Annotated in this window: 17 protein-coding genes; 14 read left to right on the forward strand and 3 right to left on the reverse strand. The window is 69.3% G+C overall.

Annotated features, from left to right (window positions below; genetic code table 11):
- The first annotated feature begins 78 nt into the window (after positions 1–78).
- From E1J61_RS20130 to E1J61_RS20155, 6 genes are all read left to right on the forward strand, one after another.
- Complete coding sequence (locus tag E1J61_RS20130; protein ID WP_133096032.1) at positions 79–1,083, forward strand: tripartite tricarboxylate transporter substrate binding protein; 1,005 nt, start codon at positions 79–81, stop codon at positions 1,081–1,083.
- 545 nt (positions 1,084–1,628) lie between these two features.
- Entirely contained in the window at positions 1,629–2,492 is an 864-nt protein-coding gene (locus E1J61_RS20135; protein WP_133095783.1) for a branched-chain amino acid ABC transporter permease, read from the forward strand.
- Between the two features lie 10 nt (positions 2,493–2,502).
- Positions 2,503–3,534, forward strand: coding sequence for a branched-chain amino acid ABC transporter permease (locus E1J61_RS20140; protein ID WP_133095784.1), 1,032 nt, complete (start codon positions 2,503–2,505; stop codon positions 3,532–3,534).
- Complete coding sequence (locus tag E1J61_RS20145) at positions 3,527–4,291, forward strand: ABC transporter ATP-binding protein (RefSeq protein WP_133095785.1); 765 nt, start codon at positions 3,527–3,529, stop codon at positions 4,289–4,291. The genes E1J61_RS20140 and E1J61_RS20145 overlap by 8 nt, the downstream gene beginning before the upstream one ends.
- On the forward strand, positions 4,278–4,985 hold the full coding sequence (locus tag E1J61_RS20150) for an ABC transporter ATP-binding protein (RefSeq protein WP_133095786.1): 708 nt from the start codon (positions 4,278–4,280) through the stop codon (positions 4,983–4,985). The genes E1J61_RS20145 and E1J61_RS20150 overlap by 14 nt, the downstream gene beginning before the upstream one ends.
- A gap of 204 nt (positions 4,986–5,189) precedes the next feature.
- Entirely contained in the window at positions 5,190–6,371 is a 1,182-nt protein-coding gene (locus E1J61_RS20155) for an ABC transporter substrate-binding protein (protein ID WP_133095787.1), read from the forward strand.
- A 148-nt stretch (positions 6,372–6,519) separates the two neighbouring features.
- On the opposite strand, the gene E1J61_RS20160 is transcribed toward E1J61_RS20155, so the two are convergent.
- The 3 genes from E1J61_RS20160 to E1J61_RS20170 form a co-directional block, all read right to left on the reverse strand.
- The gene (locus E1J61_RS20160) at positions 6,520–7,107 is read right to left on the reverse strand and encodes a J domain-containing protein (protein WP_133095788.1); all 588 of its coding nucleotides are present in this window, start codon (positions 7,105–7,107) and stop codon (positions 6,520–6,522) included.
- 71 nt (positions 7,108–7,178) lie between these two features.
- Positions 7,179–9,845 (reverse strand): DUF6600 domain-containing protein, encoded by a 2,667-nt coding sequence (locus E1J61_RS20165; RefSeq protein WP_133095789.1) that lies wholly within the window; start codon positions 9,843–9,845, stop codon positions 7,179–7,181.
- A 329-nt stretch (positions 9,846–10,174) separates the two neighbouring features.
- Positions 10,175–11,503 carry a bifunctional diguanylate cyclase/phosphodiesterase gene (locus E1J61_RS20170; RefSeq protein ID WP_133095790.1) on the reverse strand — a complete coding sequence of 443 codons (1,329 nt, stop codon included), beginning with the start codon at positions 11,501–11,503 and terminating at the stop codon, positions 10,175–10,177.
- A 320-nt stretch (positions 11,504–11,823) separates the two neighbouring features.
- Here E1J61_RS20170 and E1J61_RS20175 point away from each other — a divergent pair, with 320 nt between their 5' ends.
- From E1J61_RS20175 to E1J61_RS20210, 8 genes are all read left to right on the forward strand, one after another.
- Complete coding sequence (locus E1J61_RS20175) at positions 11,824–13,440, forward strand: methyl-accepting chemotaxis protein (RefSeq protein WP_133095791.1); 1,617 nt, start codon at positions 11,824–11,826, stop codon at positions 13,438–13,440.
- A gap of 81 nt (positions 13,441–13,521) precedes the next feature.
- A complete protein-coding gene (locus tag E1J61_RS20180) occupies positions 13,522–13,995 on the forward strand; it encodes a chemotaxis protein CheW (RefSeq protein WP_133095792.1) in 474 nt (157 codons plus the stop codon).
- Entirely contained in the window at positions 13,992–15,263 is a 1,272-nt protein-coding gene (locus tag E1J61_RS20185) for a protein-glutamate O-methyltransferase CheR (protein ID WP_133095793.1), read from the forward strand. The genes E1J61_RS20180 and E1J61_RS20185 overlap by 4 nt, the downstream gene beginning before the upstream one ends.
- Complete coding sequence (locus E1J61_RS20190) at positions 15,256–15,981, forward strand: chemotaxis protein CheW (protein WP_133095794.1); 726 nt, start codon at positions 15,256–15,258, stop codon at positions 15,979–15,981. The genes E1J61_RS20185 and E1J61_RS20190 overlap by 8 nt, the downstream gene beginning before the upstream one ends.
- The gene (locus E1J61_RS20195; RefSeq protein ID WP_133095795.1) at positions 15,978–18,281 is read left to right on the forward strand and encodes a hybrid sensor histidine kinase/response regulator; all 2,304 of its coding nucleotides are present in this window, start codon (positions 15,978–15,980) and stop codon (positions 18,279–18,281) included. The genes E1J61_RS20190 and E1J61_RS20195 overlap by 4 nt, the downstream gene beginning before the upstream one ends.
- Positions 18,278–19,309, forward strand: coding sequence for a chemotaxis response regulator protein-glutamate methylesterase (locus E1J61_RS20200; protein WP_133095796.1), 1,032 nt, complete (start codon positions 18,278–18,280; stop codon positions 19,307–19,309). Before E1J61_RS20195 ends, E1J61_RS20200 begins: the two co-directional genes overlap by 4 nt.
- Positions 19,310–19,375: 66 nt before the next feature.
- A complete protein-coding gene (locus tag E1J61_RS20205; RefSeq protein ID WP_133095797.1) occupies positions 19,376–20,386 on the forward strand; it encodes a PleD family two-component system response regulator in 1,011 nt (336 codons plus the stop codon).
- 394 nt (positions 20,387–20,780) lie between these two features.
- A complete protein-coding gene (locus tag E1J61_RS20210; protein WP_133095798.1) occupies positions 20,781–21,560 on the forward strand; it encodes a DUF4397 domain-containing protein in 780 nt (259 codons plus the stop codon).
- The last annotated feature ends 68 nt before the right edge of the window (positions 21,561–21,628 follow it).

Here is a 21,628-nt window from a genome sequence, read left to right on the forward strand (position 1 = left end):
GACTGAAGACAACGAACGGGTCCCGGCCGCCGCTGCTGCCGCGGGTCCCGCCACAGAGACAGCGAGGAGACAGAGATGATGAAGACCGTACTGAACCGCTTTGGCCGCGCCCTGGGTTCGATCGCGCTTGCCACCTCATTTGCCGCCCCATTTGCCGCCTGCGCCACCGGTGCGCTGGCGCAGGGCGGATATCCCAACCGCCCGATCCGCATCATCGTGCCCTGGCCCGCGGGCGGCGGTGTCGACGCCGTCACGCGCACGGTGGCCGAGAAGATGAGCGCCAGCCTGGGCCAGCAGGTGATCGTCGACAACCGCCCCGGCGCCACCGGCAATATCGGCGCCGGCATGGGCGCGAAGGCGGCACCCGACGGCTACACGCTGCTGGTCGCCAGCGCGCCGATGGCGATCAATGCCAGCCTGCACAAGAACCTGCCGTTCGACCTGGGCAAGGACTTCGCGCCGCTGGGCCTGATGGCGAGCTCGCCCTACATGCTGGTGGTCAACCCGTCGGTGGCCGGTTCCGTCAAGGAACTGGTGGCGCGCGCCAGGGCCGAGCCCGGCAAGCTGAGCTATGCTTCGGTCGGGCCGGGCACGCAGCAGAACGTGGTCAGCGAAGTGTTCAAGGAAAACGCCCAGATCAACGTCGTGCACGCTCCCTACAAGGGTGGCCCGCAGGCGCTGACCGACATGGTGGGCGGGCATATCCACATGATGTTCCACGGCGTGCCGGCGGTGATGCCATTCGTCAAGGGCGGCCAGCTCAAGGCCATTGCCGTGGCAAGCAAGCAGCGCCTGCCGCTGTTCCCTGACGTGCCGACCATGGCGGAGTCCGGCTTCCCCGGCATCGAGGCCAGCGAATGGTATGGCCTGGTGGCACCTGCCGGCACGCCCAAGGAAATCGTCGCGCTGCTCGGCAAGGAAATCGACAAGGCGCTGAACGCCCCCGGCGTGCGCCAGCAACTGGCCAGCAAGGGCTATGACCCGGCCGCGCCGGGCTCGCCGGACCAGTTCGCGTCCTTCATGGCGGCCGAGCAGAAAAAGTGGGCGCTGGCGATCAAGCAGACCGGGTTCCGCCTGGAGTAAGCGGCCACCGTCGCCCGCTCGCATTCCCCATCCTGCCTGCCTCCGCAATCGGTACGACGCTTCCGGCGCCGTACCGACTGGGGCTTTCCCGAGGGTTTCGCTGTCGCTATTTCGCTGTGCGGAATTGTCAGCCGGTTTCCTTGACGATGCCGCGAAGCCTGTGCAAAAGTCGGTGAAAACGAACGATCGTGCGGGAATAATCCCGACACCTCGTCACCGGGCTTTCGCTGCCGCCGACGGCACAGCGGTGCCCGGCAAGCCGGGCGGCCACGTTGCCGCATCGCACAGGAGACAGCCCATGCAGTATCCGCACCCCGCGTCCGCGCATCCGCCCCGTGACCGTCACGGCGCGATCCCCGCCACGCCGGCCGGCACACGCCAGCCAGGCGCCGGCGCCCGCTGTCAGGCCCGCACTCCGCGCACCTGATCCCCATACGCCCCGAATTCTTGCGCGGCAGCGCCCGGCGCTGCCGCGAGGGATCACGCGCGGCGTCTTGCCAGCGCGTGCCTGGATTTCCGATTCGCGAACCGCATGAGGTAACCCCGTGGCATTGTTCCTTCAACAGATACTCAACGGCCTGACGCTGGGCGGCGTCTACAGCCTGGTGGCGCTTGGCCTGACGCTGGTCTACGGCATCCTGCACGTGCCCAATTTCGCGCACGGCGCGTTCTACATGGCCGGCGCCTATGTGTCGTACTACCTGATGACGGCGCTGGGCATGAACTACTGGCTGGCGATGGTCGGCGCCGCGCTGGTGGTGGCGGTGCTGTCGATGCTGGCCGACCGGCTGGTGTTCCATCCGCTGCGCAACTCGCCCGAGCTGCACGACATGATCGCGGCCATCGGCATCCTTCTGTTCCTGGAGGCCGGCGCGCAGGCGCTGTGGGGCGCGGACTTCCATCGCATGCCGACGCCGTACGGCCAGATCGTCGACGTCTTCGGCCTGACCGCGCCGCTGCAGCGCCTGCTGATCATCGGCGCCGCGTTTGCGCTGATGGTGCTGCTGCACCTGTTCCTCACGCGCACCATGACCGGCGCCACCATCATGGCGATGGCGCAGAACCGCGACGGCGCCGCGCTGGTCGGCATCGATGCGACGCGCGTCACGCTGCTGGTCTTCGCCATCTCCGGCGCGCTGGCCGCGATCGCCGCCACGCTGTACGCGCCGATCAACCTGGTCTACCCGAGCATGGGCAACCTGGTGATCACCAAGGCCTTCGTCATCATCATCCTGGGCGGCATGGGCAGCATTCCCGGCGCCATTGTCGGCGGGCTGATCATCGGCATGGCCGAGAGCTTCGGCGGCTTCTACGTTTCCACCGACTACAAGGACATCATCGCTTTCGTGCTGCTGGTGGTGATCCTGTCGATCCGGCCGCAGGGCCTGTTTGCCGGCAAGGCAGCCTGAGGAGTACGACATGAAAGCACTGCAAGGAAAGACCGGCTGGATGCTGCTGCTGGCTCTCGCCATCGCGTTCCCGCTGGTCACGCCCAACAGCTACTACCTGACCGTGATGACGCTGGCCTTCATCTACGCCATCGCCACGCTCGGGCTCAACCTGATCACCGGCTACACCGGCCAGCTCAACCTGGCGCACGGCGGCTTCATGGCCATCGGCGCCTACACGCTGGGCATCCTGACCGTCGATCACCAGGTGCCGTTCTGGCTCGCCTTCGTGCTGGCCGGCGTGGTCTGCATGGTGCTGGGCTACGTGGTCGGCGTGGTGTCGCTGCGGCTGAAGGGCCATTACTTCTCGATCTTCACCATGTGCATCGGCTACATCATCTACCTGGTGATCGAGAAATGGGAAAGCCTGACGCACGGCACCGTGGGGCTGATCGGCATCCCGGTGCCGGCGGCGATCGGACCGCTCGCGTTCGACAGCGTGCAGGCGCAGTACTACCTGGTGCTGTTCTTCCTGGCCGTGGGTACGTTCCTGATGCACCGGATCGTCACTTCGCTGCTGGGCCGCAGCTTCATGGCCGTGCGCAACAGCGATGCGCTGGCCGAAGCCCTGGGCATCAACCTGATGCGCACCAAGGTGCTGTCGTTCGTGCTGTCGGTGGGCTACGCCGGTTTTGCCGGCGCGCTGTACGCCGGCCAGGTGCGCTTCCTGGGTCCGGACATCGCCCGCACCGACCTGACCTTCGACATGGTGATGTCGATGCTGGTGGGCGGCATCGGCACCCTGTTCGGGCCGCTGCTGGGCGCGGTATTGGTGCCGTGGATCACGCAGTCGCTGCAGTTCATGCAGGACTACCGCATGCTGGTGTTCGGCCCGGTGCTGATCCTGCTGATTATCTTCGTGCCGGACGGCATCGTGGGTTCCTGGCTGAAGAAGCAGGCGCGCAATGCCGCCGCCGCACGCCGCGGCAAGCAGGCACAGCCCGCTGCCGCCGGCAACATCGCATCTGTCCCGACCACCCGCGCCGGAGCCGACCATGCTTGAGATCCGCAACCTGACCAAGAAATTCGGCGGCCTGACCGCGGTGCACGATGTCTCGGTGACCTTCGAGCAGGGCCACATCAATGCCATCATCGGCCCCAACGGCGCCGGCAAGACCACCTTCTTCAACCTGGTCGCGGGCACGCACGCGCCCTCCTCCGGGCAGATCCTGTTCAAGGGGCAGGACGTGGCCGGCCTGCGCGCCGACCAGATCGCGCGCCTCGGCGTGGCGCGCACCTTCCAGGCGACCGCGCTGTTCGACCGCGCCACGGTGCTGGATAACCTGATCGTCGGCCACCGGCTGCGCACGCGCGCCGGGCTGGGCGACGTGCTGTTCAACACGCGCCGGCTGCGCGAGGAAGAGCGCCTGTGCCGCGACAAGGCCGAAGCCGCGCTCGATTTTGTCGGCCTGTCGCACCTCGCGCATGAAGTCGCCGCCGATATCACGCAGGAAGCGCGCAAGCGCGTGGCGTTTGCGCTGGCGCTGGCGACCGACCCGGAGCTGCTGCTGCTCGACGAGCCGGCGGGCGGCGTCAATCCGGAAGAAACCGTCGGCCTGGCCGAGCTGATCCGCAAGATGGTGCGCCATGGCAAGACCGTCTGCCTGATCGAACACAAGATGGACATGATCATGCGGCTGGCCGACAAGATCATGGTGCTGAACTACGGCGAGAAGATCGCCGAAGGCACGCCCGCGCAGATCCAGCAGGATCCGCATGTCATCGAGGCCTACCTGGGAGCCGACCATGTTGCAGCTTGAACGCGTCTCGCTGTCGTACGGCAGCTTCCGTGCGCTGGACAACATCACGCTGCACGCCGGCGCCGGCGAGCTGGTGGTGCTGCTGGGCGCCAACGGTGCCGGCAAGAGTTCGATCTTCCTGGCGATGAGCGCGATCCACCGCATCAGCGGCGGCAGCATGCGCTTCGACGGACGCGAGCTGTCGGGCATGAAGCCGTCGCAGATCGTGCAGGCGGGGCTGGTGCATTGCCCGGAAGGACGCAAGCTCTTTCCCGCGATGAGCGTGGAAAAGAACCTGGTGCTGGGTGCGTATGTGCATCGGCGCGACGGCGCGGGGATTCGCAAGACGCTGGAGGAAGTCTATGAACTCTTCCCCATCCTGCGGCAGAAGAAGGACGATCCCGCGGGGTCGCTGTCCGGCGGGCAGCAGCAGATGGTGGCGCTGGGCCGCGCGCTGATGAGCCGGCCGCGCGCACTGCTGCTGGACGAGCCGTCGCTCGGGCTGGCGCCGCTGGTGGTCAAGCAGATGTTCGAGATCATCCAGCGCATCAACCGGGCGGGCACCACGGTGCTGCTGGCGGAGCAGAACGCCTATGCGGCGCTGGGAATTGCGCATCGCGCGTATGTGATCGAGAGCGGGAAGATCGTGATGGAGGGGGACAGGGATACGTTGCTGAGGGATGAGGGGATTCGGAAGGCGTATATCGGCGGGTAGGTTTTGCTCCCTCTCCCGCTTGCGGGAGAGGGTTGGGGAGAGGGCCGGCGTGTCAGACGAAGTGCATGCGTTGGCATAACCACGGCCTGTCCTCTCCCCCTGCCCCTCTCCCGCAAGCGGGACGCAAGCGGGAGAGGGGAGAAAACAAGCGGTCGGCCAGAGATGGCAGATCGAATAGATGCAGTACTTTCAGGAGACATCACCATGCAAAGCAACATCATCCGCCGTATCTTCCCGCTGGCCGCCACCGCCGTGGCCGCCATGACCGCCATAATGGCTTCGGGCGCCGCGCTGGCGCAGGAAGTCGTCAAGATCGGCTATACCGGCCCGCTGTCCGGCGGCGCCGCGCTGTATGGCAAGAACGTGCTGTCGGGCGTGCAGATGGCGGTGGATGAAATCAACACCGCCGGGCTGGAGGTCAAGGGCAAGAAGGTCAAGCTGGAAGTGGTGGCGCTGGACGACAAGTACTCGCCCGCTGAAGCCGCCATCAACGGCCGCCGGCTGGTGCAGCAGCACAAGACCGCGGCAATCTTCGTGCCGCACTCGGGCGGCATCTTTGCGCTGCAGGCCTTCAACGAGCAGGAGAAATTCCTGGTGATGGCCTATTCCAGCGTGCCGCGCATCACCGATGCCGGCAACAAGCTGACCATCCGCATCCCCCCGGCCTATACCGGCTATATCGAGCCGTTCATCAAGGCGCAGATGAAGCGCTATGGCAAGAACGTGGCGCTGACGCCGGCGGATCACGACTATGCCAAGGCCTGGGTGCAGGCCTTCGTGCCGGCCTGGGAATCGGCCGGCGGCAAGGTGGTGGCCAACAACCCGATGTCGTACACCAAGGCCACCGACTTCTACAGCGGCGTGTCGCGCGCCATCAGCGAGAAGCCGGACGTGATGTTCGTCGGCGGACCGTCCGAGCCGACCGCGCTTGTGGTCAAGCAGGCGCGCGAACTGGGTTTCAAGGGCGGCTTTATCGTGATGGACCAGGCCAAGATGGACGAGATGGCCAAGGTCACCAACGGGCTGTCGATGCTGGAAGGCTCGATCGGCGTGCTGCCGCTGGTCAACGACAACCGCCCGGCGGCGCAGGCGTTCAATGCCAAGTACAAGAAGCTGCATGACGGCCGCGATGCGACCACCGAGATGTCGCTGAACTACACCATGGTCTATGCGCTGGCCGGCGCCATGAAGCTGGCGGGCACCACCAGCGATGCCGCGGCGATCCGCGCAAAGATGCCGGACGCGGTGAAGGGACTGGCCAGGGAGGTCAATCCCAACGAAGTCGACGGCATCGACGCCAAGGGCGGCTCGATGGCCGATACCGTGGTGGGCTGGGTACAGAACGGCAAGATCTCGCAGGTGCGGCTGTCGGAGCTGGCCAAGTAAGGTGGCCAGATGAGCTGGCCAAATGCGCTGGCCAAATGAGTTGGCCATCCACGCCGAAAAGCCCTGCAGGCCACGCGCCTGTGGGGCTTTTTTCTGTTGGCGGCAACCGACAGGATCCGACGCGTCTCAGCCGGAGGTCGGCGCGCCGCTACGAGCGAACGCCGAACAGGCCGTGCCAGAACGAATCGAAGGCGCCGGGATGGCGCCTGTGGCGCTCCGGGGCATCGTGCCCTGACGCCGCCGCTGCCTCGGGTTCCGGCGCCTGCGCGGCAGCCGCGCTTGCCTGCCGCGATGCCTGCAAGGCCGAAACGCTGTCGGCGATGCGGGCCGCCAGCTCCGCCTCGCAATCGCGGCCGAGCAGCACGCCAAACAGGACATCGCGGTTGTGCCCGTCATCGGCAAAGCGCATGGCGATGGTGACCATCTTCTCGTACTGTTCCTGCGCCGCGCGCTGGGCCTCGCGCTGCGCGGCGCGTTCCTGCTCTTCGTGTGCTTCCTGCTCCGCCTGCCAGCGGCGCATCTCGCGCTCGAACACTTCGTCGTAGATCTGGCGCTGTTCGGCGTCGGACAGGATCGCGTAGGCGTCGCGGATTTCCTGGAAGGCCGCGTGCGCCTCGGCCTCGCGGCCGAGGTTGCGGTCCGGGTGCCATTTCATTGCGGCGCGCCGGTACGCCAGCTTGATCTCGTCAAGGGTGGCGTCGGCTTGCACGCCTAGTGTCGCGTAGAGGGTCGTCATGGGGCGATGGGGGCGCTGCTGGGCTGGCGTTCATGCTAGCACGGCGCGCCGGCCCATCGGGGGCATCGCCGCTACTGGGGCCGGTCACCGTCGCGGTTACGTGCCTCCATCTGCCCACGGTCGTGCTGGGCGCGCTGCTGCTGTTGCTGTTGCTGTTGCTGGCGCTGCTGCTCCATCTGCTGGCGCTGGCGGTCCTGCATTTGCCGCTGCTGTTCCTGCTGGTGGCGCTGCTGCTCCTGCATGGCCCGCTGCTGCTCCTGCGCCTGCCGCTGCTGCGCCTGCGCGGCGCGTTGCTGCTGCTCAGCCTGCTGGCGCTGCATGGCCTGCTGACGTTGCTGCTCCTGCATCTGCCGCTGTTGTTCCTGCGCCTGCCGGTGCTGTTCCTGCATCTGGCGCTGCTGTTCCATCTGCTGACGCTGGGCGGCCTGTGCCTGCCGCTGCTGGGCTTCCTGCGCCTGGCGCTGCTGGGCCTCCTGCATCTGACGTTGCTGCTCGAAGCGCTGGCGCTGCATCTCCTGCCCCTGCCGCTGCTGGTCGGCCATCTGGCGCTGGCGCTCCACCTGCTGGCGCTGCTGCTCGGCGGCCTGGCGCTGCTGTTCCATCTGCTGGCGCTGGGCGTCATGCGCCTGGCGTTGCTGCTCCATCTGCTGGCGCTGCGCGTCCTGGGCCTGACGTTGCTGCTCCATCTGCTGGCGCTGGCGGCCTTCCTGCATCTGGCGCTGCTGGGCGTCCTGGGCCTGGCGCTGCTGCGCCTCCTGCATCTGGCGTTGCTGCTCGAAGCGCTGGCGCTGCATTTCCTGCGACTGACGCGCCGGATCGGGGCGATCCTGCCCGTCCGCCCACTGCCGTTGCTGCCCGCGCTGCTGCTCCTGCTGGCGCCGCTCCATCGCTTCCTGCTGCTGCCGCTGCAGTTCGCGCGCCTGCTGCTGTTCGCGCTGCATGGCCTGCGCCTGGCGTTGCGCATCAGGCTGGCCGGCAAAGCCGCGCCCGTCGTCGGGACGCGCGCTCTGCCCACGGCCATTGCCGCGCCAGCCGTCCGGCCCCTGGGCCGGGTCCGGGCGGCCGGCGCGCGGCTGCTGCTCGCGCGCGGCCAGGGCGGCCTGGCTCATGCGCACGTCCGGCATGGGCTGCGCCTCGCGTCCCGGGCGCCCGGGGCGTCCCGGCCGTGGCTCGGGGCTGCCGCGCCATGCCGGGCCCGCCCCGGGGACGACACCGCCCTCGCGGGCGAAGCGTCGGGCCAGGTCATCGGTGGCCGGCCGTCCCGGCGGGTGCGCCGCGATCGCCTGGCGCTCGAAGACCGGGCGCGCCTGCGGCGGCAGCTGCCGCACCGGCGCGGCGCCGACCAGGCTGTTCTTGACCGGCGCCACCGGCGGGCCGCCGCGTGCCTCGCCGGCCGGCAGGTTGCGCCATTCGGCGCGGTGCATGCCGCGCACCGGGCGACCCTCGACGAAATTGCGCGCCGGCATGCCGGTGATGGCGCCAGGCACGTTGCGGTTGGCATACGGCACGGGCCGCCCGCGGTCGCCCATCACAATGTTGTTGACGGTGACGCGGTTGATGCGCGCGACATAGCTGGGACTGGCGCGGTACGCCGGCCGGTAGGCATCGCGCGGACCGAGCGGGTACCACGCCACGCCGGGGCCCCCGCCCACTTGCACGCTGCTCCAGCCGTGCCCGCCGCCGCCACCGCCGACAAAGGCCACCACGGCCGGCGAGTAGCACGGCCGCACCCGCGGGCCCGGCACCCAGCCCCAGCGCGTGCCCACGAAGGCCCAGCGCCCGTAGTGCGACGGGGCGAAGCCCCATGGGGCATCGTCGATCCAGGTCCAGCCCCACGGCGCGATCCATGCCCAGTGGCCGACGCTGTAGGGTGCCCAGCCGGCGCTGACGACGCGCGGGAACCAGACCGCGCCGTAGGCGGGTTCTTCCTGCCAGTCGCCGTAGTCGTCCAGCGCCGCGTAGCCCGGCATTTCGCGCGGCAGGTAGCGCGCCGACAGCGACGCGTCTTCGCGGGCGTCGCGGGCCGCGGTCCAGCGGTCGAAGCTGTCCTCGGCAATCGGGCCGCCGCCGGCATCGACCAGGTCGGTGCCGGCAAAGCGCATGCGATCGCCGCGCTGCAGCTCGATCGAGCGGCTATCGCCGTAGACCACGGCGCTGCCATGCCGCATCGTCACCGTGGTGGTGCTGCCGTCCGGCGCCACGTCGAGCCGGTAGTCGCCCGGCTCGCGCGGAACGAAGGCCAGGTTGGGGGTATCGATCTCGACGGTCTGGTCCTGCGGCAGCGCACGCACGCGCACCTGCATCGTGCCCTGCGTCAGCTTGACCTGGGTGGTGTCGTCGTCCAGGTTCAGGATGCTGGCCGCGGTCGCGCCGCCCATGCGCATGGCAACGTTGCCGGCGTGCAGCTCGGCGCGGCCGCCGGCGTCCATCCACAGCCGGTCGCCGGTAGTGACCGGGCGGTTGAGGCCGGTGGCGGCCCACTGGTCCGAGCCGGCCGGCGCGAAGCTCAGGTTGCCGTCGACCGCGGTAAGCGTGGCGATGCGGGCGGACGGGTCGGCCTGCGCAACCGGGGCGTCGACGATGGGCGCGTCCAGGTAGGACTGGCCGGGTGGCGGCACCTGGGCCAGTGCAGCAGCCGCCACCGCAAGGGCCGAGGCGGCGGCGAGCGCAGTCAGGGCAAGCCGGGTGCGCGGGCCGGCGAGCGGGCGGGAACCACCAGATTGGACGGATTCGGACATGATTTCAGGTCGGGACGAGACGCTCCGGGATGCGGCGCGGGCAGCCGGTCGGAACCGATCGGCGAAGCCAATGGCAACGCGCCATCCTATTGGCACCATACATTGCCGGGAAGCCTGGCAACATGGCCCATGCGGCGGACTTTGTAAGCGCGTATTTCACCATGTGGCATGGTGGCCCGCCGGGAAACGAGGCGCGAGGCAGGCGGCGGGCGGGAAGGCGGGCGGCGGGCGATGCGCGGCGGCACACCGGGCGTCAAAGGTAGAAACAACTATTGCCGGTTTTGCCGGTATTGCCGGAGCCGGCGCGCGCCGGCCGGCCGGCGGCGGTTTCAGCGGCCTTGCTGCTCGCGCAGCAGTTCGGTCAGCCGGTCGGCCGGCATCGGCCGCCCATACAGGTAGCCTTGCGCCTCGTAGCAGTCGTGGGCCAGCAGGAAGTCGCGCTGCTCCGGGGTCTCGACGCCCTCTGCAACCACGCCGATGCGCAGGCTCTTGCCCACGTTGATCACCGAACGCACGATCGCGGCGTCGACCGGATCCTGGGTGACATTGCGGATAAAGGACTGGTCGATCTTGAGCCGGTCGACCGGGAACGACTTGAGGAAGCTCAGCGACGCATAGCCGGTGCCGAAATCATCGCAGGTCAGCGTCACGCCGTCGCGGCGCAGCGCCTGCAGCTGGTCCGAGACCTCGTCGCCCTGCTGCAGCGCGATGGTCTCGGTGATCTCGATCTCCAGGCAATCCGGCGCCAGCTCCAGCGCGCGCAACACGTGGCGCACCTCGGTCAGAAGGCGGCTTTCGGACAGCTGCGCCGCAAACAGGTTGATGGCGACGCGCGGCGGCTGCGAAAACGCCAGCGACCACGCGCGCGCCTGCGCGCACGTGGTCTGCAGCAGCCACATGCCGACGTCGCTGGCAATGCTGCTGGCAGCCAGCGCGTCGATGAACAGTGCCGGCACGATCAGCCCGCGGGTCGGATGCCGCCAGCGCATCAGCGCCTCGGCGCCGCGGATTCGGCCGTCGCGCAGGTCGACCTGGGGCTGGTACAGCAGCTCGAACTGGCGCTGCGCGTAGGCTTCGTGCAGGGCCTGGACCAGCGACAGGCGCGCGGTCACGTCCGAGCGCATCTGCGGCTTGAAGAAGCGGATGGTGCGGCCGCCGTCGTGCTTGGCACGGGCCAGCGCCAGGCTGGCGGCGGCGAGTACGTCTGAACCCAGCTCGCCGGCAGCGGGAATCACGCACGCGCCGATGCTGGCCAGCACATGGTGGCGGCGCCCGGCGTGCTCATGCGGGGAAGACAGCATTGACAGGATCGCCGCGCCGACATGCCGGACCAGCGTGGGATCGGAAATGGAAGGCAGCAGCACGCCGAACTCGTCGCTGCCGACGCGGCCGATGGCGGCATCGCGCGGCGAAGCATCGCGCAGGCGCCGGGCCACCCGCTGCAGGATGACGTCGCCCTCGGCATGCCCGTGCATATCATTGAAGGCACGGAAATCATCGATGCCGATCAGCAGCAATGCGCAGCGGGGCACCGCCTCAGCCTGCAGGCGCGCCTCCAGCCGCTTCAGAAACCCCTGGCGATTGTCAACGCCGGTCAGCGGATCGAGATCCGAGCCTGGCGAGGCGCCAGCCGCCTTCGCCCCGGACTTGGCCACCATCCCTGCCCCATCTGTAATTGTCGACATTGTTACCCGCAAGCAATTTAGCAAGTGTGACGAAAACTTGGAAAAAATCAAGAAGTTCCCGCCGGCTGCCGTAACCCCAATGCGGCGGCGCAACGCTGGCGAGCCCGTCGCGCGGTTGCGCGTTGAATCGGCTTGCGGCATACAGTACCCTACCGCGCACCAGGGCCGTGCCGGCAGCCGCGCAGCCGGAAAGCGGCCCTGGACGCGGCGATGCGGGCAACGGCCGCCCCCGGTAACATTGCGCTCCGTCGCCCTGCTCCTCCCTGAACAAGAACATTACCGGGACCTTCACCGTGAACGCTTGGACCATCCGTACCCGCATCCTGGCCAGCTTTTCCATGATCCTGCTGGTCATGGCCCTGATGGGCGTGGTCGCCTATATGCGGATGAACGCGATCGAGCGCGAGACCGCGCTGATGCTGCATGACGCCCTGCCGGGGCTGAACTACAGCACCGGTATCCGCGGCGTCTGGGGCGAGCGCTACGTGCTTGCCTGGCAGACCATCAATGCCTCGAACGACGCCGAGCGCCGCGGTTTCCAGGAACAGGGCAAGGACGCGGCCGCGCGCCTGGACAAGCTGGAGCAGCAGTACGAGGGCACGATCACGCGCAGCGAGGACCGCGTCGCGTTCCAGGCCTACCGCGACCTGCGCGCCCAGTATGAACAGGCCGCGCAGGTGCTGGCCCAGGCCGGCGACTGGAACGGCGCGGCCGCGGTCGCGGCGCTGCGCGGCCCCGCGCATGATCGCTGGATCGCCGCGCGCAAGGCGGCCCAGCACCTGGTCGACGACAACAGCGCGGTCAATGCACGCGCCGCGCGCGGCATCGACGATGCCGTCAACACCGCCAAGATCAGCATCGAGGCCGCGTTGATCGTCGCGCTGGTGGTGGCCGTGGTGTGCGGCTACCTGCTGCTGCGCGCGATCACCGTGCCGATGCAGTCGATCGTCGGCCTGCTCGCCGGCATCCGCGGCGGCGACCTGCGCCAGCGCATGGCGCTGCGCCGCAAGGATGAGTTCCACGAGGTCGAGGAAGGCTTCAACCAGATGACCGGCGAGCTGACCTCGCTGGTGGGCCAGGCGCAGCGCACCGCGATCCAGGTCACCACCTCGGTCAACGAGATCGCCGCCACCGCGCGCCAGCAGCAGGCCACCGCCACCGAGACCGCCGCCACCACCACGCAGATCGGCGCCACCTCGCGCGAGATCTCGGCCACCGCGCGCGACCTGGTGCGCACCATCCATGAGGTGTCCAGCGCCGCCGAGCAGGCGGCCGGGCTGGCCGGCACCGGGCAGGTGGGCCTGTCGCGCATGGAAGGCACCATGCAGCACGTGATGGAAGCCGCCGGCTCGGTCAACGGCAAGCTCGCCACGTTGAACGAGAAGGCCGGCAATATCAACCAGGTGGTGACCACCATTGCCAAGGTGGCCGACCAGACCAACCTGCTGTCGCTCAATGCCGCGATCGAAGCCGAGAAGGCCGGCGAGTACGGCCGCGGCTTCTCGGTGGTGGCCACCGAGATCCGCCGCCTGGCCGACCAGACTGCGGTGGCCACCTACGATATCGAGCAGATGGTGCGCGAGATCCAGTCGGCCGTTGCCGCGGGCGTGATGGGCATGGACAAGTTCTCGGAAGAAGTGCGCCGCGGCATGTCGGAGGTGACGCAGGTGGGCGACCAGCTGTCTCAGATCATCGCCCAGGTGCAATCGCTGGCGCCGCGCGTGGTCATGGTCAGCGAGGGCATGCAGGCGCAGGCCGGCGGCGCCGAGCAGATCAACCAGGCGCTGATGCAACTGTCGGAAGCCGCCCAGCAGACGGTCGAATCGCTGCGCCAGTCGGGCCAGGCCATCGACGAACTGACGCTGGTCGCCAACGACCTGCGCAGCGGCGTCTCGCGCTTCAAGGTCTAGGCGGCCCCTTACTGGACCTTATCGGCCCGAATCGGCCTGTATTGGCCCGTATTGGCCCGCCCAGCCTTCCGCCTCGCAACCATGAAGCTCTTCCTGCTGTTCCGTCTTGGCGCCGACCACTACGCCCTGGATGCGGCCGAGGTCGCCGAGGTGCTGCCGCTGACGCGCCTGAAGCAGGTGCCCGGCGCACCCGCCTGGGTGGCCGGCATGATGGAGCGCCGCGGCCAGCCGGTGCCGGTGATCGACCTGCCGGCGCTGGCGACCGGCGTGCCGGCGGCGCTGCGCACCAGCACGCGCACGGTGCTGGTCCACTACCGCCATCGCGGCACCGCCGCGCCTCGGCTGCTCGGCCTGCGGCTTGAGTCCGCCACGCAGATGCTGCGCTGCCCGGCCGAATCCTTTGTCGATAGCGGCATAGCGGGCGCCAGCCCGCGCTACCTGGGGCCGGTGCGCCATGACGCGCGCGGCCTGGTGCAGTGGGTGCGCATCGACGCCCTGCTGCCAGACGAAATCCATGCGATGCTGTTCGCCGACACGTCCGGAGACCCCGCATGAGCACTGCCACACACATCGAGGCCCTGCTCAAGGCCCGCATCGGCCTGGACGCCGATGCCATCGGCAGCGGCGCGGTGGAACGCGCGGTGCGCGAGCGCAGCCACGCAGTGCAGGCAGCGGATACGCAGGCGTACTGGAACCTGCTGCACGGCACCGCCGGCGAGTTCCAGGCGCTGATCGAGGCGGTGGTGGTGCCCGAGACCTGGTTCTTCCGGCATCGCGAGGCACTACTGGCGCTGGGCCGCTTTGCCGCCGAGCGCGCCTTTGCCGACGGCACGCGCGCGCTGCGCGTGCTGAGCCTGCCCTGCTCCACCGGCGAAGAGCCCTATTCGATCGCCATGGCCCTGCTCGATGCCGGCGTGCCGGCGGCGCGCTTTTGCATCGACGCCGTCGACATCAGCGCCCGGGCGCTGGCGCGCGCGCGCCAGGGCGAGTACGGCGCCAACGCCTTCCGCAGTGGCCCGCTCGACTTCCGCGACCGCTATTTCACCGCCGGCCCCGCCGGCTACGCGCTGGACCCGCGTGTGCGTGCGCAGGTGCGGCTGCTGCAGGGCAACCTGGTCGATCCCGACCTGCTCGCCGGCGAGCCGCCCTATGACTTCGTCTTCTGCCGCAACCTGCTGATCTATTTCGCTGCGCCCGACCAGCGGCGCGCGGTGCAGACGCTGGCGCGGCTGACGATGGCCGACGGCCTGCTTTTCGTCGGCCCGGCCGAGGCCAGCCTGCTGAGCGCGCAGGGGATGGTGCCGGTCGGCCTGCCGCTGACCTTTGCCTTCCGCAAACCCTCGCCGCGCGCCACACCGGCCGCCATCGCGCACCCGCCGCAGGGGGCAAGGATGGCTGCGCCGCCGCGCCTGCCGCGCTCGCCGGTGCCGGCCAGGCCCGTCGTGCGGCCAGCGCCCGCGCCCGGCACGCCTGCTGCTACCGTCATGCCCGGCCATGCGCACGCCAGCGAACTGGCCCGTATCGCCGGCATGGCCGACCGTGGCGAACTCGAGGCCGCTGGCGCCGCCTGCCAGGCACTGCTCGACCGCATCGGCACCGATGCGGGCGCCGCCGGCGCCTGGTGCATGCAGGGCGTGCTGCACGACGCCGCCGGCCGCACCGCGCAGGCGCACGCCGCCTACCGCAAGGCGCTGTACCTGGACCCGGCGCACCAGGAGAGCCTGTACCACCTGGCCGCGCTGCTCGACACCGAAGGCGACCACGACGGCGCCATGCGCCTGCGCCAGCGCGCGCAACGCCACACCCGCAAGCACCATGGCTGAACCGCAAGGCATTTTCCGCGGAACCTGCGCGGCCACCGTCGCAGTGGACGATTGCTGGCGCCGCATCGGCGTGCGCGGCGACGGCTCCTGCCCGGCGCTGGCCGAGCACGCGCACTGCCGCAACTGCCCGACCTACGCGCAAGCCGCGGCCATGCTGCTGGATGCGCAGCAGCTCGACCTGCCAGACCTGCTCGACCAGAACGCCGATGCGCTGCCCGATGCGGCAGCCATGGGCGGAGAAGCGGACGACCCGTACGCCGGGCACGGCACCGCGCTGTCGTGCCTGGTATTCCGCATCGGCGAAGAATGGCTGGCGCTGCCGACCGCGGCACTGGGCGAAGTCACCGCGCCGTGTCCGGTGCATTCGCTGCCGCACCGACGCGATGCCGCGGTGCTGGGCCTGGCGGCCGTGCGCGGCAACCTGCTGGTGTGCCTGTCGCTGGCACGGCTGTTCGGCACTGGCGAGGCCGGCGATGCCGGCGAGGCAGCGGGCAGCCGCTTCCTGATCCTCGGCCAGGGCCGCGCCGCGCTCGCGCTGCCGGTGGCCGAGGTTTTCGGCGTGGTGCGCGTATCCGGACCCGCGCTGCAGCCGCTGCCGGCCACGCTGGGCCGCGCGTCGGCGCGCTACACGCAGGCGCTATTCCTGGACCATGGCCGCAGCGTCGGCCTGCTCGACGCGGCCCTGCTGCGCCAGGCACTGGCACGGAGCCTGGCATGAACCCCGAACAGTTGCGCGACGCCTCGCTGCTCGAGCTGTTCGCGCTCGAGGCCGAATCGCAGGCCGAAATCCTCAACGCCGGGCTGCTGGCGCTGGAGCGCAACCCGGCCGCCGCCGAGCACCTGGAGGCGTGCATGCGCGCGGCGCATTCGCTCAAGGGCGCGGCGCGCATCGTCGGGCTCGACGCCGGCGTGCGCATGGCGCACGCCATGGAAGACTGCCTGGTCGCCGCGCAGGGCGGCATGCCGCTGACGGCCGCGCATATCGACGCGCTGCTGCAGGGCACCGACCTGCTGCTGCGCATCGGCCATCCGCCCGGCGGCGATCCGGGCTGGGCCGACGGCGCCGGCCGCGCCGGGATCGATGCGGTGGTGCAGCGGCTGGGCACGCTGGATGGCGGCCTGGCCCTGCCGCCCGTTGCAGCCCCGCAAGCCGCGCCGTGGACAGTGCCGGCAGACGATGGGCCCGCCATACCACCAGCGCCAGCCGCACCCATCCCGCAGCCGCAGGCAACGGGGCCACAGCCAGTCGCCCCCGGCGAGCCGCAGGAGCGCATGCTGCGCGTCAACGCCGATGCCCTCGACCAGCTGCTGGCACTCTCCGGCGAGGCCATGGTCGAGTCGCACTGGCTGCGGCCATTCGGCCAGGCGCTGCAGAAGGCCAGGCGCCAGCAGGCGCGCGCGCTGCGCGCAGCCGATGCGCTGCAGGACGCGCTGCAGGACACCCTCGCGGACAACGCCGGCGCGCGCGTGGCGCTGGCCGGATTGCGCCAGCTGCTCGAAGACGGGCATGGCGAGCTGTCGCGGCGGGCCGATGAATTCGACCAGTACGACCACCGCGCCACGCGCCTTGCGCGCCGGCTCTACGACAGCGCGCTGGGCTCGCGCATGCGCCCCCTCGCGGATGGGCTGACCGGCTACGCGCGCATGGTCCGGGACCTGGGCCGTGCGCTCGGCAAGTCCGTGCACCTGGAGCTGGTCGGCGCGGGCACGCAGGTCGACCGCGACATCCTGGAAGCGCTCGACGCCCCGCTCGCCCACTTGCTGCGCAACGCGGTGGACCACGGCATCGAGCCGCCCGCGGTGCGCCAGGCCCAGGGCAAGCCCGCCGAAGGCCGGGTCACGCTGCAGGCCCGCCACAACGCCGGCCGGCTGGTGATCGAGATCTTCGACGACGGCGCCGGCGTCCACCTGGACGCATTGCGGCGCGCGATCGTGCGGCGCAACCTTGCTTCGGAAGAGACCGCGGTGCGGCTGTCGCAGGCGGAGCTGCTCGATTTCCTGCTGCTGCCCGGCTTCAGCATGCGCGACACGGTGTCGGAAGTGTCCGGCCGCGGCGTGGGCCTGGATGCGGTGCAGGAGATGGTGCGGCGCGTGCGCGGCAGCCTGCGCCTGACGCAGCAGCCCGGGCAGGGCCTGCACTTCCACCTCGAGCTGCCGCTGACGCTGTCGGTGGTGCGCACGCTGCTGGTGGAGGTCGCGGGCGAGGCCTATGCCTTCCCGCTCGGGCATGTGCTGCGCGCCGCCGCGGTCGGACGCGCGCAGATCGAGCAGACCGAAGGCCACCAGCATTTCCGCCACGAGGGCCGTGCCATCGGCCTGGTCAGCGCGGCGCAGGTAATGCAGCGGCCGGAGAGCATTGCGCACGAGCGCGACGACGTGCAGGTGATCATCGTCGGCGAGGGCGAGCGCACCTACGGCATTGCGGTCGACCGCATGCTGGGCGAACGGCTGCTGGTGGTGCAGCCCCTGCCCGCCGCGCTGGGCAAGGTGAAGGACATCGCCGCCGGCAGCCTGACCGACGACGGCACGCCGGTACTGATCCTCGACGTGGAAGACCTGCTGCGCTCGGTCGAGAAGCTGGTCTCCGAAGGCCGCATCGAAGGCGTGCGCCACGCTGCCGAAGCCAGCGTGCAAGCGCGCGCGCGGCGCGTGCTGGTGGTCGACGACTCGCTCACCGTGCGCGAGCTGCAGCGCAAGCTGCTGGCCGGGCGCGGCTACGATGTCGCGGTGGCGGTCGACGGCATGGACGGCTGGAACGTGCTGCGCGCCGAGCCTTTCGACCTGGTCATCACCGATATCGACATGCCGCGCATGGACGGCATCGAGCTGGTGAGCAGGATCCGCCATGACGCCGCGCTGCGCCAGCTGCCGGTGATGGTGGTGTCGTACAAGGACCGCGAGCAGGACCGCCAGCGCGGCCTGGAAGCGGGCGCGGACTATTATCTGGCAAAGGGCAGTTTCCACGACGCCGCGCTGCTCGACGCGGTGCAGGACCTGATCGGCGAGGCACGCTCATGAAAATCGGCATCGTCAACGACTCCCCGCTCGCCGTCGCCGCGCTGCGCCGGGCCATCGCGCTGGACCCCGCCTTCGAGCTCGCCTGGGTCGCCGTCGACGGCGAACAAGCCGTGCAGATGGCCGCGGCCCGCACCCCGGACCTGATCCTGATGGACCTGCTGATGCCGGTGATGGACGGCGTCGAAGCCACGCGCCGGATCATGGCGGCCACGCCCTGCGCGATCGTGGTGGTCACCATGGATCTCGGCCGCAATGCCGAGCAGGTGTTCGAGGCGATGGGCCACGGCGCCATCGACGCGGTCGATACGCCCACGCTGACGGAAGCCGATGCACAGCTCGCCGCCGGCCCGCTGCTGCGCAAGATGCGCAATATCGGCCGGCTGCTGGCTGGCCGCGTGGCCCCGCAGCACAAGCTGCAAGCCGCGCCGCGCGCCGTCGCCGCGCCCCGCCTGGTGGCGATCGGCGCCTCCGCCGGCGGCCCGGCCGCGCTGGCGGCGCTGCTGGGCGCGCTGCCGGCCGACTTCGGCGCGGCGGTGGTGGCCGTGCAGCACGTCGACGAGGCCTTCGCCGCCGGCATGGCCGAATGGCTCGACGGACAATGCGCGCTGCCGGTGCGCATCGCCCGCGCCGGCGACACGCCGCAGGCCGGCACGGTGCTGCTGGCCGGCACCAACGACCACCTGCGCCTGGCAAGCCCGACGCGCATGGTCTATACCGAACAACCGTGCGACTACCTGTACCGGCCCTCCATCGATGTTTTCTTTGAAAGCGTGGTCGAGCACTGGCGCGGCGACATGGTCGGCGTGCTGCTGACCGGCATGGGCCGCGACGGCGCGCTCGGCCTGAAGGCGATGCATGATCGCGGCTTCCTGACGATCGCACAGGACCGCGCCACCAGCGCCGTGTACGGCATGCCCAAGGCGGCGGCGGCGCTTGGCGCGGCGGCCGAAATCCTGCCGCTGGGCCGCATCGCGCCACGGCTGGTGCAGGCGTGCGGCCGCACCGGCCTGGCCGCGCCACTGCCGTGAGCGCCGCCATACTGCCAGAACACGTCCCGGGCCCGGCCCGGGAGCGCAACACCCCAGGATTACAGCATGAACTCCCAACACCCTGCCCTCGCCTCTAACGCATCGGACTACCAGGTCATGGTGCTGCTGGTGGACGACCAGGCCATGGTCGGCGAAGCGGTGCGCCGTGCGCTGTCCACCGAGCCCGACATCGATTTCCACTATTGCTCGCAGCCCGGCGAAGCCGTTGCCGTGGCGCAGCGCACCCGGCCCACGGTGATCCTGCAGGACCTGGTCATGCCGGGCGTCGACGGCCTGACGCTGGTTCGCCATTACCGCGAGAACGCCGCCACGCACGATATCCCCATCATCGTGCTGTCGACCAAGGAAGAGGCCTCGATGAAGAGCGCGGCTTTCGCCGCCGGCGCCAATGACTACCTGGTCAAGCTGCCCGACAGCATCGAGCTGGTCGCGCGCATCCGCTACCACTCGCGCTCGTACCTGAACCTGCTGCAGCGCGACGAAGCCTACCGTGCGCTGCGGCAAAGCCAGCAGCAACTGCTCGAGACCAACCTGGAACTGCAGCGGCTGACCAACTCGGACGGCCTCACCGGGCTGTCCAACCGCCGCTACTTCGACGAATACCTCGGCGCGGAATGGCGCCGAGCGCAGCGCGAGCAGACGCAGCTGGCGCTGCTGATGATCGATGTCGACGCCTTCAAGGCCTACAACGATACCTATGGCCACGTCGCCGGCGACGACGTGCTGCGGCGCGTGGCCGCGGTGATCAGGGACAACTGCACGCGGGCATCGGACCTGCCCGCGCGTTTCGGCGGCGAAGAGTTCGCGATGGTGCTGCCGGGCACCTCGCCCGGCGGCGTGCGGCTGCTGGCCGAGAAAGTACGGCGCGCGGTGCAGGACCTTGCCATCGCCCACAGCGGCTCGCCCACCAGCGATTGCGTGACCGTCAGCATCGGCGGCGCGCTGCTGGTGCCGCAGGCCGGTGAGCCGTCGAGCCGGCTGGTGGAGGTCGCCGATGCGGGGCTGTACCAGGCCAAGCGCAACGGGCGCAACCAGGTCATGATGTCACTGCCTTAGCGATGAGCCCGATCGCGCCAAAACCCTTGCCTTAATGACGGGGTCAATGGCGTCGACACGCCGGTTGCAACAACCGGTTACACAGTAGTTGCCGCAGGCCCGCACAAGTCGGCGCTTCGGGCCGGCCGCCGCCAACCTATAGCCGGCACGCTTTGCCGTATTTCGGACGCATTGTGGCCACCGCGTCTTGTGGGATTCCTCCGACAGGGAATTCGGAAGCGCGCGCCTGTCTCGCACCACACTTCATACCTATCGTTGCATCACGGCAGTTGCATCCCGGCACGCGCGTACGCCGCGCCTGCAGTCCATGCAGAAAGCCAACTGGCCAGCTACCGGCGCACCCGCCGCGCGGCATGGGCCAGCTCGTCTCGAGTCCAACGGTAAGAGGTGACCCATGTTCCGATCCAAGTCCAGTCTTATATTCGGCCTTGCGCTGGCCGCAACGGCAATCCTGTCCGCCTGCGGCGGCGGCGATGACGGTATCGACGATCGCATCGGCCTGAGCAAGCCGAGCGTCCGCGCAATCCATGCGGTCACCGGCGGCCCCAACGTCGACATCCTGCAGAACGGCGCGCTGACCAGCTTCACCAACAAGCCGTACAAGTTTGTCTCGACCTACTTCAACGTCGAAACCGGCAACCAGCTGATCTCGTTCAACACTGCCGGCACGCAGACCGAACTCGGCCGCACCACCATCGTGGCAGCCACCGGCCACAAGTACACCGTGGTCGCACTGCCAGGCGCGACCGGCGCCGAGGTGCTGCAGATCGACGATCCGTTCGAAAAGGGCCTGTTCTCGCACAAGGCGCGCGTGCGCACGCTGAACGCTTCGTTCAATGCGCAGAACGTCGATTTCTACCTGACCATGCCGGCGGTCGACCTCAATTCGGTCGGCCCGAACTTCAGCAACGTGGGCTACAAGCAAGCATCGCCGGCCTCCGGGTCCGATTCGGTCGACATGGACGGCGGCACCTATCGGCTGCGTATTACCACGGCGGGCACCAAGACCGTGATCTTTGATTCTGGCACGCTGACGCTGGCCAACAACGCCGACTGGCTGATCACCACCATTCCGACTGACGGCGTCGGCGCGTCCGTGCCGAACAAGATCAAGGTGCTGGTGGCACGCGGCGATGACGAGTCGCAGGCCGGCCTGGAGCTGGTATCGCAATAACGCAGCAAGCATGATCCTGCCCGAGCCAGGCGCGCGGGCAGGCGCCGCAGGCCGGTCCACTGGACCGG

It is taken from the genome of Cupriavidus sp. L7L (assembly GCF_004353535.1).
Lineage (GTDB): Bacteria > Pseudomonadota > Gammaproteobacteria > Burkholderiales > Burkholderiaceae > Cupriavidus > Cupriavidus oxalaticus_A.